Here is a 16,484-nt window from a genome sequence, read left to right as displayed (position 1 = left end):
GACGACAACGTCATGATCACGGCGGGGTGGGGCGGGCCAACAGGCGACCGCCGACGAGCATGAGAGCGGCGGCGAGCAGCATCGCCACGGACGCCGTTGTCCACATCGCGGAGTAGCCGAGGTGGGCGGCGAGTGGGCCGAGGCTCAGCGGGCCGAGACAGCCGCCCGCGTACACCCCGGTCTGGGTGATCGAGGTGGCGGTGGCCGGTGACTGCGGGTGGAGCCGGACCACCGCGAAGTTCATCAGGCCGGGCCAGGCCCAACCCAGGCCGAAGCCGAGCACCACGCCGGCCACCAGCGGCACCGAGCCGGTCGCCGCGAGCAGGGCCAACCCGGCCGCGCCGACGACCAGCATCGCGGCGATGAGGGCGACGTGACCGGTGTCGCGCCGATCGGCAAACCAGCCGGCACCCACCCGGGCCACCATGCAGACCGTGCCGCCCAGGGTCAGGGTGAGGCCGGCGATGCCGGGCGAGAGGCCCCGAGCCGCAGCGGAGTCCACCAGGAAGGTGCCCAGCGTGTTGGCGGCGGCCGCGGCCAACGTCGCCGCCGCGCCGATCACCACGAGCGCCACCGTCGCCCGACCCGCGCGTGCCGCGTCGGCCCGCCGCGCCGGTCCGGGCAACTGCCGGGGTACGGCGGGCAGCGTCGTCAGCGCGGCCACGGCGGCCGCCACGAACGCCCAGCGCCAGCCCACGGTGAGCGCGAAGGCCGGCACCGCCGCTCCGGCCAGCAGGGTGGAGGCGGGGATGGCGGCCTGTTTGACGCCGAACGACAGCCCTTGACGTCGGGCCGGCACGTGCTGGGCCAACGCCGCGTTGCTGGCCAACTGGCCGAGCGCGTTCGCGGCGGCGCTGAGCGCCAGCAGGCCGACGAGCGTCGGGTACGACCGGGCGAGGGCGGCCACGGCCAGCATCGACCCGGCGGCCAGCAGGATGCCGCAGCGGGCCACCAGGGCCGGCCCGTACCGCTCGACCAGCCGGCCGGAGGGTACCGAGGTCAGCGCGCTGACCCCGAAGTAGACGGCCACGGCCAGGCCGAGGCCGGCGGGGGAGAAGCCGAGGTCCGCGCCCATCTGCACGGCGAGACCACCGAGCAGGAACACGGGCAGTACGCAGGCCACGGTGGTGACGACTGCGCCGGCGCTGGCCCGGACCGGGCGGGGTCGGGCGATGGTCGGGTCGGAGGTGGAGACGGTGTTGGTCATCGTCCGGCAAAGCTACGTGAACCCTACTCAAGCAACTCATGGTGACCACCGGGGTACACGCTGTTGGTGATGATCTGGCATCCTCCACCCGAACAGGCATTTCGCACTGGGCCTGTTTTTCATATGGTGTAAGTCCCCGGCGGCGGAGGTGGTTGTGCGCGACCCCTTGGCAGAACCTTCGGATCTGATCCGCAGCGTGTCCCGAGCGCTGCGGGTGTTGGAGTCGGTAGGTCGTGCCCCGAAAGGCCTGACCGTCAAGCAGATCGCCCGGCGGTGTGAGCTGACGGTGGCCACCACCTACCACCTGGTCCGCACGCTCGCCTACGAGGGTTACGTGATTCGTCGCGAGGACGGCACGTACATCGTGGGGTTGGAGGTGGCCGACCGGTACCGGGAGTTGGTCACGGCGTTCCGCGGCCCGCCGGTGGTCGGTGAGACGCTGCGGCGGGCCGCTCTGGACACCGGCTACAGCCACTTCCTGGGTCGCTTCGTCGGCGGACAGGTGGCCCTCACGGCGGTCGCCGAGGGGCACCGCTCGCCCTATCTGGAGGATCTGGTCCCCGGCTTCGACGAGGGGGCGCACGCGACGGCTCTCGGCAAGTCACTGCTCGCCACCCTGACCGTCGATCAGCGCTACCGCTATCTGCGGGAGTACGGCATGCGCCCGTTCACCAGCGCCACGCTGACCACCAGCGAGGCGTTCGAGGCCGACCTGGCCGCCGGCGACCGGCGTGGCATGCAACTGGAGATGGGGCAGTTCCGCCAGGGGGTGGCGTGTGCGGCGGTGCTCGTCGCGCCGGACAAGGACATGGAACGCCGGGTCGTGCTGGCCTGCGCGTTGCCGGCCAGCGAGATGATGACCTCCGCCCGGGTGGTCCGCGCCAAACTGCTCACCGTCGCCCGCAGCGTCGCCGACGGCATCGCCGGCGACACCTGACCCCCGACGGCGAGAGGCCCTCTCCCGGGCTGGGAGAGGGCCTCTCGTGGCGGTCCAGCGCCGGACCCGCCGTGAGTGACGTTCAGCGATCCACCGACCGTGGCGGCACCGTCAGCTGCCCACCGGGCCGCCGTCGAGACGCCAGGTGACCACCACGCCCGGCTTGGCGTAGTCGCCGTCGGGCCAGTTCGAGGCCGGGTTCTCCACCGAGGCGCCGGTGATCTCGCCCGGGTGCTGCACGGCGACGAAGACCGAGCGGTTGTCGCCGGTGATGAACGGGCCGCAGGTCTCCGCGCCGAGCGGCACGGTCAGGAACTGCTTGAGGTGACCCCGCTCCGGGCCCTCGACGGCGGTGGCGAAGAGGCCGTCGTTGCTGCCCAGCGCGTTACCGTCGGTGGAGATCCACAGGTTGCCGGTGGCGTCGAAGGCGACGTTGTCCGGGCAGGAGATCGGGGAGACCCTGGTCTTGTCGTACCCGGCGAAGAAGGTCGACGGGTCGGTCGGGTCGCCGCAGACGATCGGCAGCGACCAGGCGAAGGTCTCCGCGGTGTTGTCGTTGCGGTCCTCGACCAGCTCCAGGATCTGCCCGTGCTTGTTGGCGTTGCGCGGGTTGGCCTCGTCCGCCGCGGCCTTGCCGGCCTTACCGCGGTCGGTGTTGTTGGTGAGCGCCACGTACACCTTGCCGGTGAGCTGACTCGGCTCCACGTCCTCGGGGCGGTCCATCTTGGTCGCGCCGACCTTGTCGCCGGCCAGCCGGGTGAAGGTGAGCACGTCCGCGGCGGTCATTCCGTCGACGAACGACCGGTTGCCGCTGACCAGCTTGATCCAGCGCCCCCGGCCGTTGAACGCGCCGTCGGTGGGGAGTTGGCCCGAGCCGTCGATCTCGGCGGCGCTGGTCTGGTCGAGCTTCGCCACGTAGAGCGTGCCGGACTCCAGCAGGGTCAGGTTGTGCTTGCGGGCGGCCCAGGAGTTGCCCTTGAGGAACTTCTGGTCCGAGACGAACTTGTAGAGGTAGTCGAAACGCTCGTCGTCGCCCATGTACGCGACCACGTGGCCGTCCTTCGCGACGATCACGTTCGCGCCCTCGTGCTTGAACCGGCCCATCGCGGTGTGCTTGCGGGGGCGGCTCTCCGGGTCGAACGGGTCGATCTCCACGACCCAGCCGAACCGGTGCGCCTCGTTGGGGTGCTTGGCCAGGTCGAAGCGCTCGTCGGCGCGCTCCCACTTGCGGCTGCCGCTGGGATAGCGGCTCGCGGTGCCGATGCCGTAGCGGTCCAGCTTCGGCTTCAGCTCGGCCGGCGCGGCGTCGGCGCCCACGAAGTACTGGTTGAAGTTCTCCTCACCGGAGAGCACCGTGCCCCACGGGGTCACGCCACCGGCGCAGTTGTTGAGCGTGCCGACGACCGTACGACCCTTGGGGTCGGCGGCGGTCCGCAGCCAGGCCGAACCGGCGGCCGGGCCGGTCAGGTCGAACCTGGTGCTGAGCGCGGTGACCCGCCGGTTGTACGGCCTCCGACCGGAGTCGACAGGCTTCCACTGCCCGGTGCCCGCGACCCGCTCCAACTCCACCACCGACATGCCGTGCGCGGCCATGGCGGTGCGGAGCTGCTCGACGGAGAGCCCGTCCAGGCCGGGGAAGCCCGGGAACATCAGGTCCTCGTTGGTGTACTCGTGGTTGACCACGAGCAGCGCCCGCTTGCCCTGCTTGTCCAGCGGCAGCACGCCCACGAAGTCGTTGTTGTAACCGAACTGCTTGGACTGCGCCGCGGCGGTCTGGTGGTGCAGGTCGAACTCGGGCGCACCCGGCAGCACCGGGTCACCCCACTTGATCACCACGGCGTGGTCGTAGCCGTTCGGGACGACCAGGGTGTCCAACTTGTTCGGTGGAATCGGCTTGAAGGTCAGCGCGCCGTTGCCGACCCCGGTGCTGGGCCGGCCGAAACCGAAGGACTCCGGGACGTCCGGGGTGGCGGGGGCAGCCAGGGCCGGGGCCGCACCGGCAGCCGCGCCGCCGAAGCCCAGGACCAGCGCGCCGACCGCGCCGGCCCGGACCACGCCGCGCCGCGAGACCTCCGCGTTCACCACGTCTCCGAAGTACGCGTTGTCGGAGGTGTTCGGTACCGGGTGGTCACAGGCGTTTCCGCAGCGGTACAGACAGGTCATGGCGTCACGGGTGCCATGGCGGGTGCCGGTCAACAGGGGGAGCAGCCGGGGGCGGTCGCTCATGGGGGAAGCCTCCAGAGAAGTCGGTGGCACGGCAGGCGGCGTACCAGGCGGACGCTAGGAGGACGTGGTGAGCACCCGTCGGCCAGGATGTGAACCGGCCGTGAACACCTGTGCGGGCGGCTACCGCACGTAACCGGTCTGACCTCGGGCTGAACCGATCGGCGTGACCGCACGTATTCCCGAGCGAACGCAACGCCGGACGCGCGCCGGAAGCGAGGGAGACCGCCATCAGCGACCACGACGCCCAACTGCTGCGCGCGCTGCACGACGAGCACGCGGAGGCGCTGTACGCGCACGCCCTGCGGCTGGTCAACGGCGACCGGCAGCGAGCCGAGGACCTGGTGCAGGAGACGCTGCTGCGGGCCTGGCGACATCCGGAGTCGCTCGACCCGCAACGCGGCTCGGTGCGGTCCTGGCTCTTCACCACCGCCCGGAACCTGGCCATCGACGCCTGGCGGCGGCGTTCCACCCGGGTCGGTGAGGTCTTCACCGACGACCTTCCCGAACCGCCCGAGGTGATCGACGAGGCCGAGCGGGCGGTGGAGGCGTGGACCGTCGCCGAGGCGCTCAACCGGCTCAGCCCGACCCACCGGGAAGTGCTCGTCGAGTGCTTCTACCAGGGACGGTCGGTGGCCGAGGCGGCATCCCGCCTGGGCGTGCCACCGGGGACCGTGAAGTCCCGCACCCACTACGCGCTGCGGTCCCTACGGTTGGTCCTGGCTGAGATGGGAGTGACGGGATGACCCGGTGCGAGTTCGCGCACGACGACGGCGCGTACGTGCTGGGTGCCCTGGCCCCCGCCGAGCGGGCGGCCTACGAGCGGCACCTTGGCGGCTGCGCGTCCTGCCGGGAGGCGGTCGCCGAGATCGCCGTCCTGCCCGGGTTGCTCGGACGGCTCGACCCGGTGGGGTTGGAGCAGATCCTGCCGCCGCCGGCCCCGCCCCGGGTGCCCGCGCTGTTGGAGGAGGCCCGGCGTCGTCGGCGTCGGGAACGCGCCACGGACCGGCGACGGTTCGCGCTGACCACCCTGGCCGCCGCCGGGCTGGCCGTGCTCGTCGGTGTGGGCACCGCCGTGGTGCTGCCCCGGCCCGCCAGCACGCCCGGCCCGCCGGTCGCCCAGGGCAGCACACCGGCACCGCAGGTGTCGATGGTCGCCATGCGTCCGGTGGCCAGCACCGGGCCGGTGCACGCCGACATCGGGCTGATCGGCACCAAGTGGGGCACCCGGGTGACCATGCACTGCGGGTACGACGCGCGGACGAGCTACGGCAAGGCGTACCCGTTCCGGCTGGTGGCGCACGGTCCGAACGGCAGCAGCGAGCAGATCGGCTCCTGGCTCGCGGCCCCCGGCGACGACCTCAGCTTCTCCGGCCTCACCCGCTTCACCGACGCCGAGCTGGTCAGCGTGGAACTCCAACGATCCGACGGCACGCCCCTGCTGACGTACGCGGTCCCCTGACCTGCCCAGGCCCTGAGGGGTGGGTCAGAGGGCTGGGACGGGTGTCTCGGCCGCGGCACGGGTGCGGTGGGACCGGCGGGAGCTTCGGACGGCGTCGGCGGTGAAGACGATCAGGGCCAGCCACACCAGCGCGAACCCGGCGAGGCGGGCTGGCGGCATCGGCTCATGGAAGATCAGCACGCCGCAGCCGAGCTGGAGGATCGGCGCCAGATACTGGATCATGCCGAGGCCGCTCAGGGGTAGCCGGTTGGTCGCCCCGGCGAACAGGAGCAGCGGGATCGCCGTGGCCGCGCCGGCAAGCACCAGCAGCGCGGTGTGCCCGGCCGAGACGTGGCCGAAAGTGGACTGCCCGCGGCTGGTGAGCCAGGCCAGGTAGCCCAACGCCGGCAGTGCCAGCACCGCCGACTCGACGAAGAGACCCTCCGCCGGCGGCAGCCCGAGCCGCTTCTTGACCAGGCCGTAGCCGGCGAAACTGAACGCCAGCGTCAACGCCAACCAGGGCACCCGGCCGTAGTCCACGGTGAGCACCACGACCGCCGACGCGCCGATTCCCAGCGCCAGCCACTGCGCCGGACGTAGCCGCTCCCGCAGCACGGTCACGCCGAGCAGCACCACGACCAGCGGATTGATGAAGTAGCCGAGCGCCGTCTCGACCACCCGGTTGGAATTGACCCCGTAGATGTAGGTGCCCCAGTTGATGGCGATCAGCATGGCGGCGGCGACGATCCCGGCCATCGCCCAGGGACGTCGGACCAGCGCCCGCAGGAAGCCGATGTTGCGCAGCGCCGCCAGCAGCAGGGCCACGAAGACCACCGACCAGACGATCCGGTGGGCCAGCACCTCCAGCGGCCCGGCCGGCCGCAACAGCCTGAGATACAACGGAAAGAAGCCCCAGAGCAGGTACGCGCCGAAGCCGTAGAGGTATCCCAGGCGGAGTGGCGTCACCCCTCCACCGTAAGGGGCGTACTGTCAGTTTGCTCCTTTCTGGTGACCGGGGTCACCGGCGTACGCCGGTCGAGCTGCATCCACCGCTCCGGCACGTCCAACGGCGTGAAACCCGCCCGCGCGTACACCCCGTGCGCGTCGTTCGTGATCAGCAGGATCCGGCGCACGCCGAGATCGTCCAGGTGGTCGCGGATCGCGCCGGCCAGCCAGCCGCCCAGCCCGCGGCCGCGGGCGGCGCGGTCGACGTACACGTCGCAGAGCCACGCGAAGGTGGCGCCGTCGGTGACCACCCGGGCCACCGCCACCTGCTGGCCGTCCTCGGGTCGGTAGACGCCGAACGGCAGCGAGCCGGCGAACGCCCGTGCCGTGGTCTCCCGGTCCCGACCGAGCGCCCAGTACGCGTCGGTGGACAACCAGAGATGCACGCGGGCCAGATCGAGTCGGTCGGGGTCGGTGCTGAGCAGGTAACCGTCGGTGCGAGTCAACGAGAACACGCATCGACGCTAGCCGCCCCGATGGGCGGCCAGACCGGCCAATTCCCAGATCCTGGTCATTGGCCGGTCGTGGTCACAGCCTCGGTGGGCCGGATCGACGCCGGCCCGTGGACGGTCAGTCCCGGTCGAGGACGGCGCCGAGGATCCAGGTCACGATGCTCACGAACAGGGCACCGAGCACCGCGGCCGGCCAGAAACCGTCCACCGTGAACGGCAGCCCCGCCTGGTCGGCGATCCAACTGGTGAGCAGGAACAGCAGCCCGTTCACCACAAGCGCGATGAGACCCAGGGTCAACAGGTAGAAGCCACAGCCGACGGTCTTGATGACCGGCTGGAGGACCGCGTTGACCACGCCGAAGATCACCGCTACCAGGAGCAGCGCGATGACCGTCTCGACGGCGGAGTCCGACTCCAACGAGATGCCCGGAATGAGGAGTGTGGCCAGCCAGAATGCCAGCGCTGTGCTGGCCAGCCGAATCAGCAGACCTTTCAGAAAACCCATGGCGGGGATCGTGCCACGGACCTCGCACCGGCGTAACCCGCCAGTTGACCATGCCGGTGGGTCAGCCGCGGCCCGGCCGACCGATCAGTTGTGCCTCGATCGGCGTGGGGGAGAGCAGCGCCCAGCGCAGCGCCCGCCGGTTGACCACGGCGACCATGTCGTCCCGGATCCGGGTCAGCCACTCGGCCGAGCCGCCCAGCCCCAGGGCGGCGCCGGCCAGCGCGGCCTCGCCGTCGTCAAGCGGTTGCAGCAACGCGAGGTCGGCCCGGCTCAACGCGTCGACGTCGGCGGGGGTCAACTCGTCCCGTACGACAAGCGTGGCCCGCCACGGCGGATCCGGCTCGGCCTCCGCCGGCACCGGCCCGGCGTCGACGACCAGCAGCAACGGACGCAGGGCGGTGCCCACTCCGTCGGCGACCCGTCGACCGGGCGGGAGCAGCGGGATCGTCCCGCCCGGTGCGCCCACCCCCCGGACGAACGGCTCCCAGGTGCGTGGCCGCGCGGTCTGCACCACCACCAGCGCCCCGAGTGCCAGTGCGCGCAGGGCCACCAACTGCGCCGCGCGCACCCCGCCGACCAGCAGCACCCGGGTGCTCTCCGGCCGGAAGAGTCGCACGGTGACGGCCCGGCCATGCCGATTCGTGCCGACCATCATGCCCGCGTCGCCCAGGGTCAGCTCCCAGTCGTCCATCGCGATGCGTGGCCACGCCCCGGGTGTGGTCAGCGCCAGCGGCAGCGTGGCGGCCAACCCGGGCAGGTGTGCACCGTCGAGACGTCGCAGTTCCCCGCCCAGGTCGGTCACCAGCCGTTGCAGCGCGTCGGTGGCGGCGGTCAGCTCGGTCGCCGTCGTGGCGGTCAGCCGTACGGTCAGCTCGGTCGGCGCCGGGCCGGCACCGGTGCTCGGCGACGGGCCCGCGGTGATCGACACGGTCGTCGCGGTCGCCGGCAGCGCGAGCATCCGGGGCACCAGCCGCGGCCCACCCGGAGCGCCCGACTCCGGCCACCGGACCAGCCGGAAGGTGGCCTGCACCAGGGCGCCGGTGCGCAGGGCCGGCCAGGACTCCCGTACCGGATGGCCGTCGTGGTGAGCCAGCTCGGCCAGGACGCGCAGGGCCGCGGGTACGCCGAGTGGCCGCGCGGTCAGCGGTCCGAGCCGGCGGACGACGCGACGTACCGTGCCGGCGAGCACCCGGCGCAGGTCGTCCTCGGACCACCCGTCCACCCGCGGCACCCGGATCGCCACCACCGCCCGCTCCCGCCCGGCGAGCCGCCCGTCGGTGAGCTGCCGGTACGACGTGCCGGCCGTGCCACCCACGGCCGGCACCGGCGCGGGCGACCCGGCGAGCAGCAGTTGGACCCGCAGCGGGGGCACGTCCGGACCGGCCGGGGGCAGCAACGCGGCCGGTGCGGGGATCACCCGGGACACGTCACCGAGCAGGTCACCGGGGTCGCCGAGCTCCAGTAGCGCCACCAGGCCCGCGGTGTCCACCAGGACGGCGGCCGGACCGCCGGTCAGCTCCGTCGAGCGGACGACGGTGCCGGGAGCGACCAGGTCGAGCAGTTCGGCCGCCCCCGTCGGGCCGGCGAGCGCCCGGCGGCGGGTCAGGTGCCCGACCGCGGTGCCCAGCCACTCGAAGAGCCACCGACCCCGGAACCGGACCCCGGCGACCGCCAGCAGCAGCGCGGCCACCAGTGCGGCAGTGACGACGATCGGCGCGGGCCGGCCCACGGCGGTAAGGACGAGCGCTGCCGCAACCTGCGCGGTGACCAGTTGACCGGCCCGTACCCCGGTGCCGGCCCGCCGCTCGGACCAGGCCCGGCGGTCCAGGGGTGACCGGCGGCGGGCGGTGTGCGGACCGGTGGGGTGCAGGCTGACCTCGGTGCCGGCCGGCTCATCCGGCCCGATCGCTCGCGGGCTGGCACTCGGCCCGGACCCGACCGGGGTCGCCGGGTGCGGCCCTCCGGTGGTGATCGCCGGCACCGTGCCTCCTCGACCAGTGGGACCGGGGTCCCGGCGACCGGCCCGCCCTCCGACGGCCCGTCACTCGCCGCGACGTGGCTGCGGCACATCGTAAGCGACCGATGGCTCATGTGGTTGTCCACAGGGGAGACGTCAGGGGTAGCAGAACCGCAACGAGGCCGCTACCGTCAGCCACGAAGTCATCGCTGACCCGCGTCTCAGTGCTCGACGACCGGGCCAAGCGAACGACGCGTTCACAGGGCGGGCGCGTCGACGGCCAAGGCGCGATCAGGGAGACGAGGTGACGTCCGGGTGTCCCAGACCCAGGCAGAAGCCGCGGTGATGCAGCAGACCGCCGCGAAGTTCGAGCAGATCGACCAGTCGTTGCAGTCCATGTTGACCGGCCTGCTGGCCGAGCTGCAGGTGTTGCAGCAGGCCTGGCGTGGTGCTGGCGGCCGGTCGTTCGAGCAGGTCAAACAGCAGTGGTCCCAGGACCAGGTGGCGCTGCACCGGGCGCTGCGGGAGACCGCCGGGGCGATCCGCACCGCCGGCCGGCAGTACGACGTCTCCGACGACGAGGTGGCCAGCCGGGTTGCCGGCACCAATCGCGGCGGCATCCAGCTGCCGCTCTGATCCCGCTCGGGAGGGAAATCCGATGGACCATGGTGTGCTGGTCGTCAACTTCGCCGCGCTTCAGCAGGCCGGCGCGGACATTCAAAAGGCGCTGAACACGCTCGACTCGCAGCTCGGTCAACTCGAACGAGACGCCGCCCCGCTGGTGGCGAGTTGGACGGGTGAGGCCCGTCAGGCCTACGAGCAGCGGCAGGCACGGTGGCGGTCCGCCTCGCAGGATCTCCAGGCGATGTTGCGGGACATCAAGGTGGCGGTGCACGACTCGGCCACCGACTACCTGGACACCGAAAAGAAGAACACCGGGCTGTTCCAGTGAACGCGGTGGGTCGGGAGCGCTGACCGTGTCCCGGTCAGCCACCCGCCCGCCGGAGGTCGTCGGTCCGGGCGGTCGGCTGTCGGGGTCAGGCCGGGTCGGCCGGGCGCCAGCGTCGCCGGGCTCCGTGGGGCACCACCAGAGCGAGCAGCGCCACGCTGGCCGCCACCGTGCCGACTACCGCGGCGACCAGCAGGGCGCGCCTCTGCGCGGTCGCCCGGCGGGCCTGGCGGGCCAGCAGTGCCGGGTCGGCCCGGTCGTCGGCGAGCACGGCCACCGGTCGAGGATCGGCCGCGCGGCCACCGCTGGTCTCGGTGACCGCCCGGTACGGGTTCAGCACGCCGGCACCGTACCCGCCGCCGTGGCCCGCGTCGGGAGCCGGATCGGCGGTGGCGACGATCCGTTCCGCGATCTGGGCTGCGGTCAACTCGGGCCGGTACTCGCGCAGCAACGCGGCGGTGGCGGCCACGAACGGCGCGGCGTAGCTGGTGCCCTCGACCTGATGATGGCCCGACCCGGGCGCGGCGGTCAGCACGTCGCTGCCCGGCGCGACCAGGTCGACGTACGAACCGGTCTGCGAAAAGGCCGCCCGTCCACCGTCCGCGCCGATCGCCCCCACGCCGAGCACCCCGTCGTAGCCGGCAGGAAACGGTCGGGGATCCCCGCCGTCGTGCAGGTTGCCGGCGGCGGCCACCAGCACCACGTCCCGGTCGACGGCGTACCGCACGGCCGAACTTACTTCCGGGTCGTCCGCGTACAACACGACCGACAGGTTCACCACGTCGGCGTCGTGGTCGACGGCCCACCGGATGGCCTGGGCGAACTCGTCGGCGCTGACCGTGCGCCCCGACTCGCGCCCCTGCACCACCTGCTGCTCACTCACCCGCACCGGCATGATCCGGGCATCCGGCGCCAGGCCGCGGAAGGCGACTCCGGGCTGGGGCGCGGCCGCGATGATGCTCGCCACACCGGTGCCGTGCCCGGCGCAGTCCCGACTGCCGTCACCGCCGGGGTCGAGCAGATCGGTGCCGGCCAGCACGCGCCCCGCCAGTTGGGGGTGCACCCGGTCCACCCCCGAGTCGACCACCGCGACGGTCACCCCGGCGCCGGTGGCCAGCGGCGCGAGCCGGGTCGGGTCGTACCGCTGCTGTGGCCACGGTGTGGCCGTGACCGGCTGGACGGGGGCGAGTGGGGTCGCGCACGCCGGTGCCGTCCGGAGCCTGGCGGTGGCGGCGACGGTCGGGAGGACCGGTACGGTCAGCACGCTGACGGCCAGACCTGCGAGGACCGGGCGCGTGATCGATCGGGACATCGACAGCCTCCGTATCGTGTCGGCTCCGGAACGGGATGTTATCGGCTCGCCCGCGCCCCGGCGGGCCGCCGACGGCCAGCCATTGTGATCTTGGTACCACCTTGTAGGTTGTACGCGATACCTGTGGCCTGTTCTCGGAAGGGGAGGTGGCCGTGACCGCATGGGAGCCGGCCACGGAGGCCGAGGTGGCGATGCGCGACGCGCTGAGCGCCAACGATCAGGAGCTCTACTTCCGACTCCTGTCCCGCACCGACCTGTTGCTGCCGGTCTCCGCGCCGGCGCAGCCCGGCCAGGCCCCGCCCGGGTGGGGCACCTGGACCACCGGTGGCCGGACGCACGTGCTGGCCTTCACATCCGCCGCCGCCCTGCGGGTCTGCCTCGGTGAGCACCCCGGCACCAACCGACGCGTTCCCTTCGCCGACCTCGCGGTCGGCTGGCCCAACCAGGAGTGGTGGCTCGCGGTCAACCCGGGTCTGCCGGTCGAGGGCTACCTGCCGGCGTGGTTCGTGTCGCAGCTCTCCCGGGGCGACGTGCGCCTACCCGGCCGTGCCATGGGTGCCCGCGCCCGGTTGGAGCGGGCGGAGACCCTGGCCCGTACCCGCACCGGCACGCCCGGTCGGGACACCGCGCCGGCTGCTGGATCGCCTCCCACGACGGCTGCGACACCGTCCGGCCCCACTCCGGTCCCGCCTGCTCTGGTCCCGCCTGCCCCGGTTCCCGCTGCTCCGGTCCCCCCTGCCCCGGTCCCCCCTGCCCCGGTGCCGCCGGCTCCGGTTCCGCCTCGGAGGGCCGCGTGGGGTCCGGCGTCCCGGGCCGCCGGCGCCCCGCCGGTGCCCGGCCCGACGTCGCGGACGCCCGGCCCCGTCGCGCCGTCGCGCCGACCCTACGAGGAGGATCTGCCCGCCGCCGGTCAGCGACACCCGAGCGATCCGCCCCAACCCGGAGCGCCGGGCATCGGCGCGCTGCCCCGCAGCGGTCGGCCATCCCGGTTCACGCCGTTGAAGCCCGCCGATCGTTCCGGGTCCGGTCCGGCCGACGCCCCCGGGCCGGGCGTGGGCTGGCCGGCAGCGAACCGGCCCAGCGACGCCGACGGCCCGGCAGCGGCCAACGGCAACGGCGGCCCCCAGCCCGCGCGGCGCTCCTTCTTCGAACCCACCACCGCCCGGGAGCGGGCGTCCGACCCGCCGCTGGGCGGGGGGCGCTCCGCTGACCGGGCGGCCCCGCCGACCCGCTTCGGGCGCGGCAGCCAACCCTTCCCCCGTCGCCGTCCGGCCGATGCGCCGGCCGAGGAGGCCGCTACCCGGGCCTTCCCGATGGCGGACCCGGACGCCACCAGGCCGCTGCGACCGCCGGCCGGCGACCTCGGCGCGTTCCGAGGGGTACGCGCACCCGCGCCCGGCGAGGAGATCACCCAGCCCCTGCCACCGCGCCGACCAGCCCCGATGGCCGAGGAGCCGACCCGCGCCTTCCGGATGACAGGTGAGCAGCCGCTGAGCCGGGTGTCGGAGCGGCCCAGCCCGTCGGCGGACGAGACCCAGGCGATCCCGCACGACCGGCCGAGCCGATTCGGGCCGGTGGAGGAGTTGTCGGCGTCCGTCGCGGAACCGGTCTCCAGCCCGCCCGCGCCGCGCCGCGGCTTCACGCCCATCGTCATCGAGGGCACCATCATCGAGTCCCGCGACCTCACCGAGCCGGTCGAGACCAGCGGTCTGTTCGACGCGGCCCGGCCGTCCCGCCCGGCCCAGGCCGCCCCGCCGCCGTACGTGCCGGCGCCCTCCGGTCCGGACCTGTTCCGGCCGTCGTCCTTCAGCCCCAGCCCGTCCGGTCCCGCGTCGTTCGACCCCGGTCCGAGTCCATCGGCGCCGCCCTCCAGCGGCCCGTCGGACGGGGGCCACACCCCGGACGACCTCGGCGGCGTCGGCAGTGGGCACACCGACGACCGCGGCGGCGTCGCGGTCGGTGGCGATCGCACCGACGTCGACGGCTCGTCGGTCGGCGTGACCGGCGCGGATCGGGTCGGCGGCGAGCACGCGACCGTGGACGCCGCCGGACAGCCGCCGCCCGTCGACGAGCCGGCCCCGGTCGAGTTCGAGCCGGCCAACACCGTCGAGGAGGACCTCCTCGGTGCCGCAGGTGCCGGCAGCACCGACACGTTCCTGTCCACCCTGCTGCTGGCCCGGGTGCTGCTACCGGCCGCCCCGGATTCGCTGCCGGGCAGCCGTCCCGGTGATTCGGGCTTCGTCTGGCGGACGGCGCAGCTCGACGGTGAGACGTACGTGGTGGTCTACACGTCACCGGAACGCCTCGCCGACCACGTCGAGGGCGACGTGGTCACCGTCCGCGTGAAGTTCGCCCAACTGATCCGGCGGTGGCCCGACGAGGACTGGTCGTTCGCGGTGAACCCGGGCACGCCGGTCGGTGCCAAGCTGCCCGGTGAGCAGATCGTCGCGTTGGCCAACTGGGCCGCCGAGGTGGGGCTCGGCGACGACCTGGAGGTGGACCCGGAGGAAGCGCCGGCCGTGGCGGAGCCCACCGCCCGCCCCCGGTACGCCCCCACGGCGGTCGACCCGACCCGACCGACGGTCATGCAGAAGGCGGTCGCGCCCAGCCAACTCGCCTACTACCTGGATCGCGGGTACGACCGGGTCTCCGGCTTCGTGCACCGGGCCGGTGAGCTGGCCCACCTGACCACGCCCGCGCAGGTGCACGACGCGCTCGGCCTCAGCTACCCCGGTTCGCCGTTCGCCCGGGACGCCGAGGAGATCTACGTGCTGCGCTGGCCGGCGCACCGGCCGAGCCTCTACCGGATCCCCTACGGCGGTCAGAACGAGCCGGCGATGCGGGCCATGGAGGGGTGGGTCATCGAGCGTCCCCCCTTCCGGGGCAACGGCTTCGCCCCGGGGGAGAGCAGCGACGTGGTGGCCGAGTTCAAGGTGGACAGCGCGCGCCTTCCGCACGGCGCACAGCTCTGGCGGATCGGCGCGGACAGCACCGAGCGGGTGATCGCCGAACTGGACACCGACACGGTGGTCTGGCGACGGGTCGGTGAGGCGTGATGCGCGACGGTTACGTGGCCCGGTGGCAGGGCCGGGAATACCAGGCCAGCCCCGATGGCGACAGCATCCGCCTCTACCAACGAGAGCCGGGCGAGGGCTTCGAGGAGGTCCGCGCCGGCCGGTACGTCCGGGTGCTGCCGGCAAGCGAGGTCGAGGACCTGGCGTACGTCCGGACCACCTGCACCTGGCAGGGGCAGCCATTCATCGTGCTTGGCGAGCACGACGCCTGGTTGCGGGTCGAATACACGGGTGGCCGCTGGCCGGTGGCCGAGGCGATGCGGCTGGAGGTCTTCGACTTCGGCGTCTACCAGGGTTGGGCGCCGGCCTCCGAGGTCACCGACCTCCGGGAGCAGCGGGTCTGAGCGGTCAGCTCTTGGCCCAGCGCAGGATTTCGCCGAGCACCAACTCCGGTGCCTCCAGGTGCGGAAAGTGCCCCACCCCGTCCAGCAGCCGCCACTCGTAGGGGGCGACGACGTAGCGGCCGGAGCCCAGGGCGGTACGCGGCAGGGAGGCGGTGTCCAGTGCGCCGTGCAGTTGCAGGGTCGGGGTGGCCAGCGGCTTCTGCATGAGGCGGACGAACCGGTAGCCGTGCAGCCGCAGCAGCGAGCGGAACGCCCAGCGGTAACCCTCGAGCGCGCAGAACGCGGCCTGCGGGATGCACATCGCCTCCCGGCACCGCTCGGCGTACGCCTCGAAGTCCGGCCCGGCGACCCAACGTGACCCACCCCAGCGACGCAGGATCTCCGCGATGGCCGCCGCGCCGTCCCGGGTCAGTACGTGCTCGTAGCGGGGTAGCTGAAACTTCAGCGCGGGTGTGGAGGCGGCGAACTGCCCGCGCGGGTCGGCGAAGATGCCGGCGCGCAGTCGCAGCGGATGTGGTGCCCCCAACACCACGAGGCGGCGGACCAGGGGCGGATGGAAGGAGGCCACCGTCCAGCCCACCATGCCGCCGACGCCGCTGCCGACGATCGTCGCCGACCGTTCACCGAGCGCACGGATCAACCCGGCGATGTCGGCCGCGAGGGTGTAACCGTCGTACCCCCGGGGTGGTTTGTCGCTGGCGCCGTAGCCGCGCAGGTCGACGGCGACCGCCCGGAAGCCGGCGTCGGCGACCGCCGGCAGCATCTGGTGCCACGCCCACCAGTGCTCCGGGAAGCCGTGCAGGAAGAGCACCATCGGCCCGGTGCCGGCCTCGACCACATGGAACCGGGTGCCGTTGGCGCCGACGAATCGGTGCGTCCACGGCCCCTCGGTGAGGACACAGGACTCGTCGACGACTCCGCCGCGCTGGTCGGTCATGGCAGACAGCCTAGGACCCGGTTGTCGCAGGCGGCCCCGGCGGTCGCGTTGAACAGGGAGAAGCCCGGGTTGTCCCCTACCGGGAGGACAAAGGGCGGCGCCCGGGCAGACGAGCTGCCCGGGCGCCGCTGGGTGGTGCGG

At 73.0% G+C, this 16,484-nt stretch carries 15 protein-coding genes; 7 read left to right on the top strand and 8 right to left on the bottom strand.

From position 1 onward, the window contains the following. Positions 1-16: 16 nt before the first annotated feature. Positions 17-1,207 carry an MFS transporter gene (locus tag AB0O48_RS05530; RefSeq protein WP_357251531.1) on the bottom strand — a complete coding sequence of 397 codons (1,191 nt, stop codon included), beginning with the start codon at positions 1,205-1,207 and terminating at the stop codon, positions 17-19. A gap of 154 nt (positions 1,208-1,361) precedes the next feature. On the opposite strand from AB0O48_RS05530, the gene AB0O48_RS05525 reads away from it, so the two are divergent. Next, entirely contained in the window at positions 1,362-2,144 is a 783-nt protein-coding gene (locus tag AB0O48_RS05525) for an IclR family transcriptional regulator C-terminal domain-containing protein (RefSeq protein WP_357571914.1), read from the top strand. A gap of 111 nt (positions 2,145-2,255) precedes the next feature. On the opposite strand, the gene AB0O48_RS05520 is transcribed toward AB0O48_RS05525, so the two are convergent. Beyond that, entirely contained in the window at positions 2,256-4,370 is a 2,115-nt protein-coding gene (locus tag AB0O48_RS05520; protein ID WP_365063161.1) for a PhoX family phosphatase, read from the bottom strand. Positions 4,371-4,618: 248 nt separating this feature from the next. Between AB0O48_RS05520 and AB0O48_RS05515 the strand changes: the two genes are divergently transcribed. Further along, positions 4,619-5,113, top strand: a complete 495-nt coding sequence (locus tag AB0O48_RS05515; protein ID WP_357252026.1) for a sigma-70 family RNA polymerase sigma factor — start codon at positions 4,619-4,621, stop codon at positions 5,111-5,113. Then, positions 5,110-5,829: a zf-HC2 domain-containing protein gene (locus AB0O48_RS05510; protein WP_357251541.1), complete on the top strand. Its 720-nt coding sequence runs from the start codon at positions 5,110-5,112 to the stop codon at positions 5,827-5,829. Before AB0O48_RS05515 ends, AB0O48_RS05510 begins: the two co-directional genes overlap by 4 nt. A gap of 24 nt (positions 5,830-5,853) precedes the next feature. On the opposite strand, the gene rarD is transcribed toward AB0O48_RS05510, so the two are convergent. The 4 genes from rarD to eccE all read right to left on the bottom strand — a co-directional run bounded on the left by rarD (position 5,854) and on the right by eccE (position 9,598). Continuing rightward, complete coding sequence (gene rarD / locus AB0O48_RS05505) at positions 5,854-6,774, bottom strand: EamA family transporter RarD (protein WP_357571916.1); 921 nt, start codon at positions 6,772-6,774, stop codon at positions 5,854-5,856. Next, the gene (locus AB0O48_RS05500; protein ID WP_365063156.1) at positions 6,771-7,268 is read right to left on the bottom strand and encodes a GNAT family N-acetyltransferase; all 498 of its coding nucleotides are present in this window, start codon (positions 7,266-7,268) and stop codon (positions 6,771-6,773) included. The genes rarD and AB0O48_RS05500 overlap by 4 nt, the downstream gene beginning before the upstream one ends. A gap of 115 nt (positions 7,269-7,383) precedes the next feature. Then, the gene (locus tag AB0O48_RS05495) at positions 7,384-7,770 is read right to left on the bottom strand and encodes a phage holin family protein (protein ID WP_365063153.1); all 387 of its coding nucleotides are present in this window, start codon (positions 7,768-7,770) and stop codon (positions 7,384-7,386) included. A gap of 61 nt (positions 7,771-7,831) precedes the next feature. Continuing rightward, positions 7,832-9,598: a type VII secretion protein EccE gene (gene eccE / locus AB0O48_RS05490; protein WP_365063294.1), complete on the bottom strand. Its 1,767-nt coding sequence runs from the start codon at positions 9,596-9,598 to the stop codon at positions 7,832-7,834. 444 nt (positions 9,599-10,042) lie between these two features. On the opposite strand from eccE, the gene AB0O48_RS05485 reads away from it, so the two are divergent. After that, positions 10,043-10,363: a WXG100 family type VII secretion target gene (locus AB0O48_RS05485; protein ID WP_357251555.1), complete on the top strand. Its 321-nt coding sequence runs from the start codon at positions 10,043-10,045 to the stop codon at positions 10,361-10,363. A 22-nt stretch (positions 10,364-10,385) separates the two neighbouring features. Beyond that, positions 10,386-10,679, top strand: a complete 294-nt coding sequence (locus AB0O48_RS05480; RefSeq protein WP_357251558.1) for a WXG100 family type VII secretion target — start codon at positions 10,386-10,388, stop codon at positions 10,677-10,679. A gap of 85 nt (positions 10,680-10,764) precedes the next feature. Here the strand turns inward: AB0O48_RS05480 and mycP are convergent, their stop codons facing one another. After that, the gene (gene mycP / locus AB0O48_RS05475; protein ID WP_357251562.1) at positions 10,765-11,988 is read right to left on the bottom strand and encodes a type VII secretion-associated serine protease mycosin; all 1,224 of its coding nucleotides are present in this window, start codon (positions 11,986-11,988) and stop codon (positions 10,765-10,767) included. A gap of 152 nt (positions 11,989-12,140) precedes the next feature. Between mycP and AB0O48_RS05470 the strand changes: the two genes are divergently transcribed. Both AB0O48_RS05470 and AB0O48_RS05465 read left to right on the top strand, forming a co-directional pair. Further along, complete coding sequence (locus AB0O48_RS05470; protein ID WP_365063148.1) at positions 12,141-15,044, top strand: SseB family protein; 2,904 nt, start codon at positions 12,141-12,143, stop codon at positions 15,042-15,044. Continuing rightward, positions 15,041-15,406 (top strand): hypothetical protein, encoded by a 366-nt coding sequence (locus tag AB0O48_RS05465; RefSeq protein WP_365063145.1) that lies wholly within the window; start codon positions 15,041-15,043, stop codon positions 15,404-15,406. The genes AB0O48_RS05470 and AB0O48_RS05465 overlap by 4 nt, the downstream gene beginning before the upstream one ends. Before the next feature lie 4 nt (positions 15,407-15,410). Here the strand turns inward: AB0O48_RS05465 and AB0O48_RS05460 are convergent, their stop codons facing one another. Next, positions 15,411-16,343, bottom strand: coding sequence for an alpha/beta hydrolase (locus AB0O48_RS05460; protein ID WP_357571921.1), 933 nt, complete (start codon positions 16,341-16,343; stop codon positions 15,411-15,413). Between the last annotated feature and the right edge of the window lie 141 nt (positions 16,344-16,484).

The organism is Micromonospora sp. NPDC085948, from assembly GCF_040686315.1.
Lineage (GTDB): Bacteria > Actinomycetota > Actinomycetes > Mycobacteriales > Micromonosporaceae > Micromonospora.
Note: the sequence above shows the minus strand (reverse complement) of the source record. Positions and strands in the feature narration are given on the sequence as shown.

Coding starts and splice junctions, on each gene's coding strand:
- AB0O48_RS05530 (WP_357251531.1), bottom strand. CDS start 1,207: ATGACCAACACCGTCTCCACCTCCGACCCGACCATCGCCCGACCCCGC.
- AB0O48_RS05520 (WP_365063161.1), bottom strand. CDS start 4,370: ATGAGCGACCGCCCCCGGCTGCTCCCCCTGTTGACCGGCACCCGCCAT.
- AB0O48_RS05510 (WP_357251541.1), top strand. CDS start 5,110: ATGACCCGGTGCGAGTTCGCGCACGACGACGGCGCGTACGTGCTGGGT.
- AB0O48_RS05495 (WP_365063153.1), bottom strand. CDS start 7,770: ATGGGTTTTCTGAAAGGTCTGCTGATTCGGCTGGCCAGCACAGCGCTG.
- AB0O48_RS05480 (WP_357251558.1), top strand. CDS start 10,386: ATGGACCATGGTGTGCTGGTCGTCAACTTCGCCGCGCTTCAGCAGGCC.
- mycP (WP_357251562.1), bottom strand. CDS start 11,988: ATGTCCCGATCGATCACGCGCCCGGTCCTCGCAGGTCTGGCCGTCAGC.
- AB0O48_RS05460 (WP_357571921.1), bottom strand. CDS start 16,343: ATGACCGACCAGCGCGGCGGAGTCGTCGACGAGTCCTGTGTCCTCACC.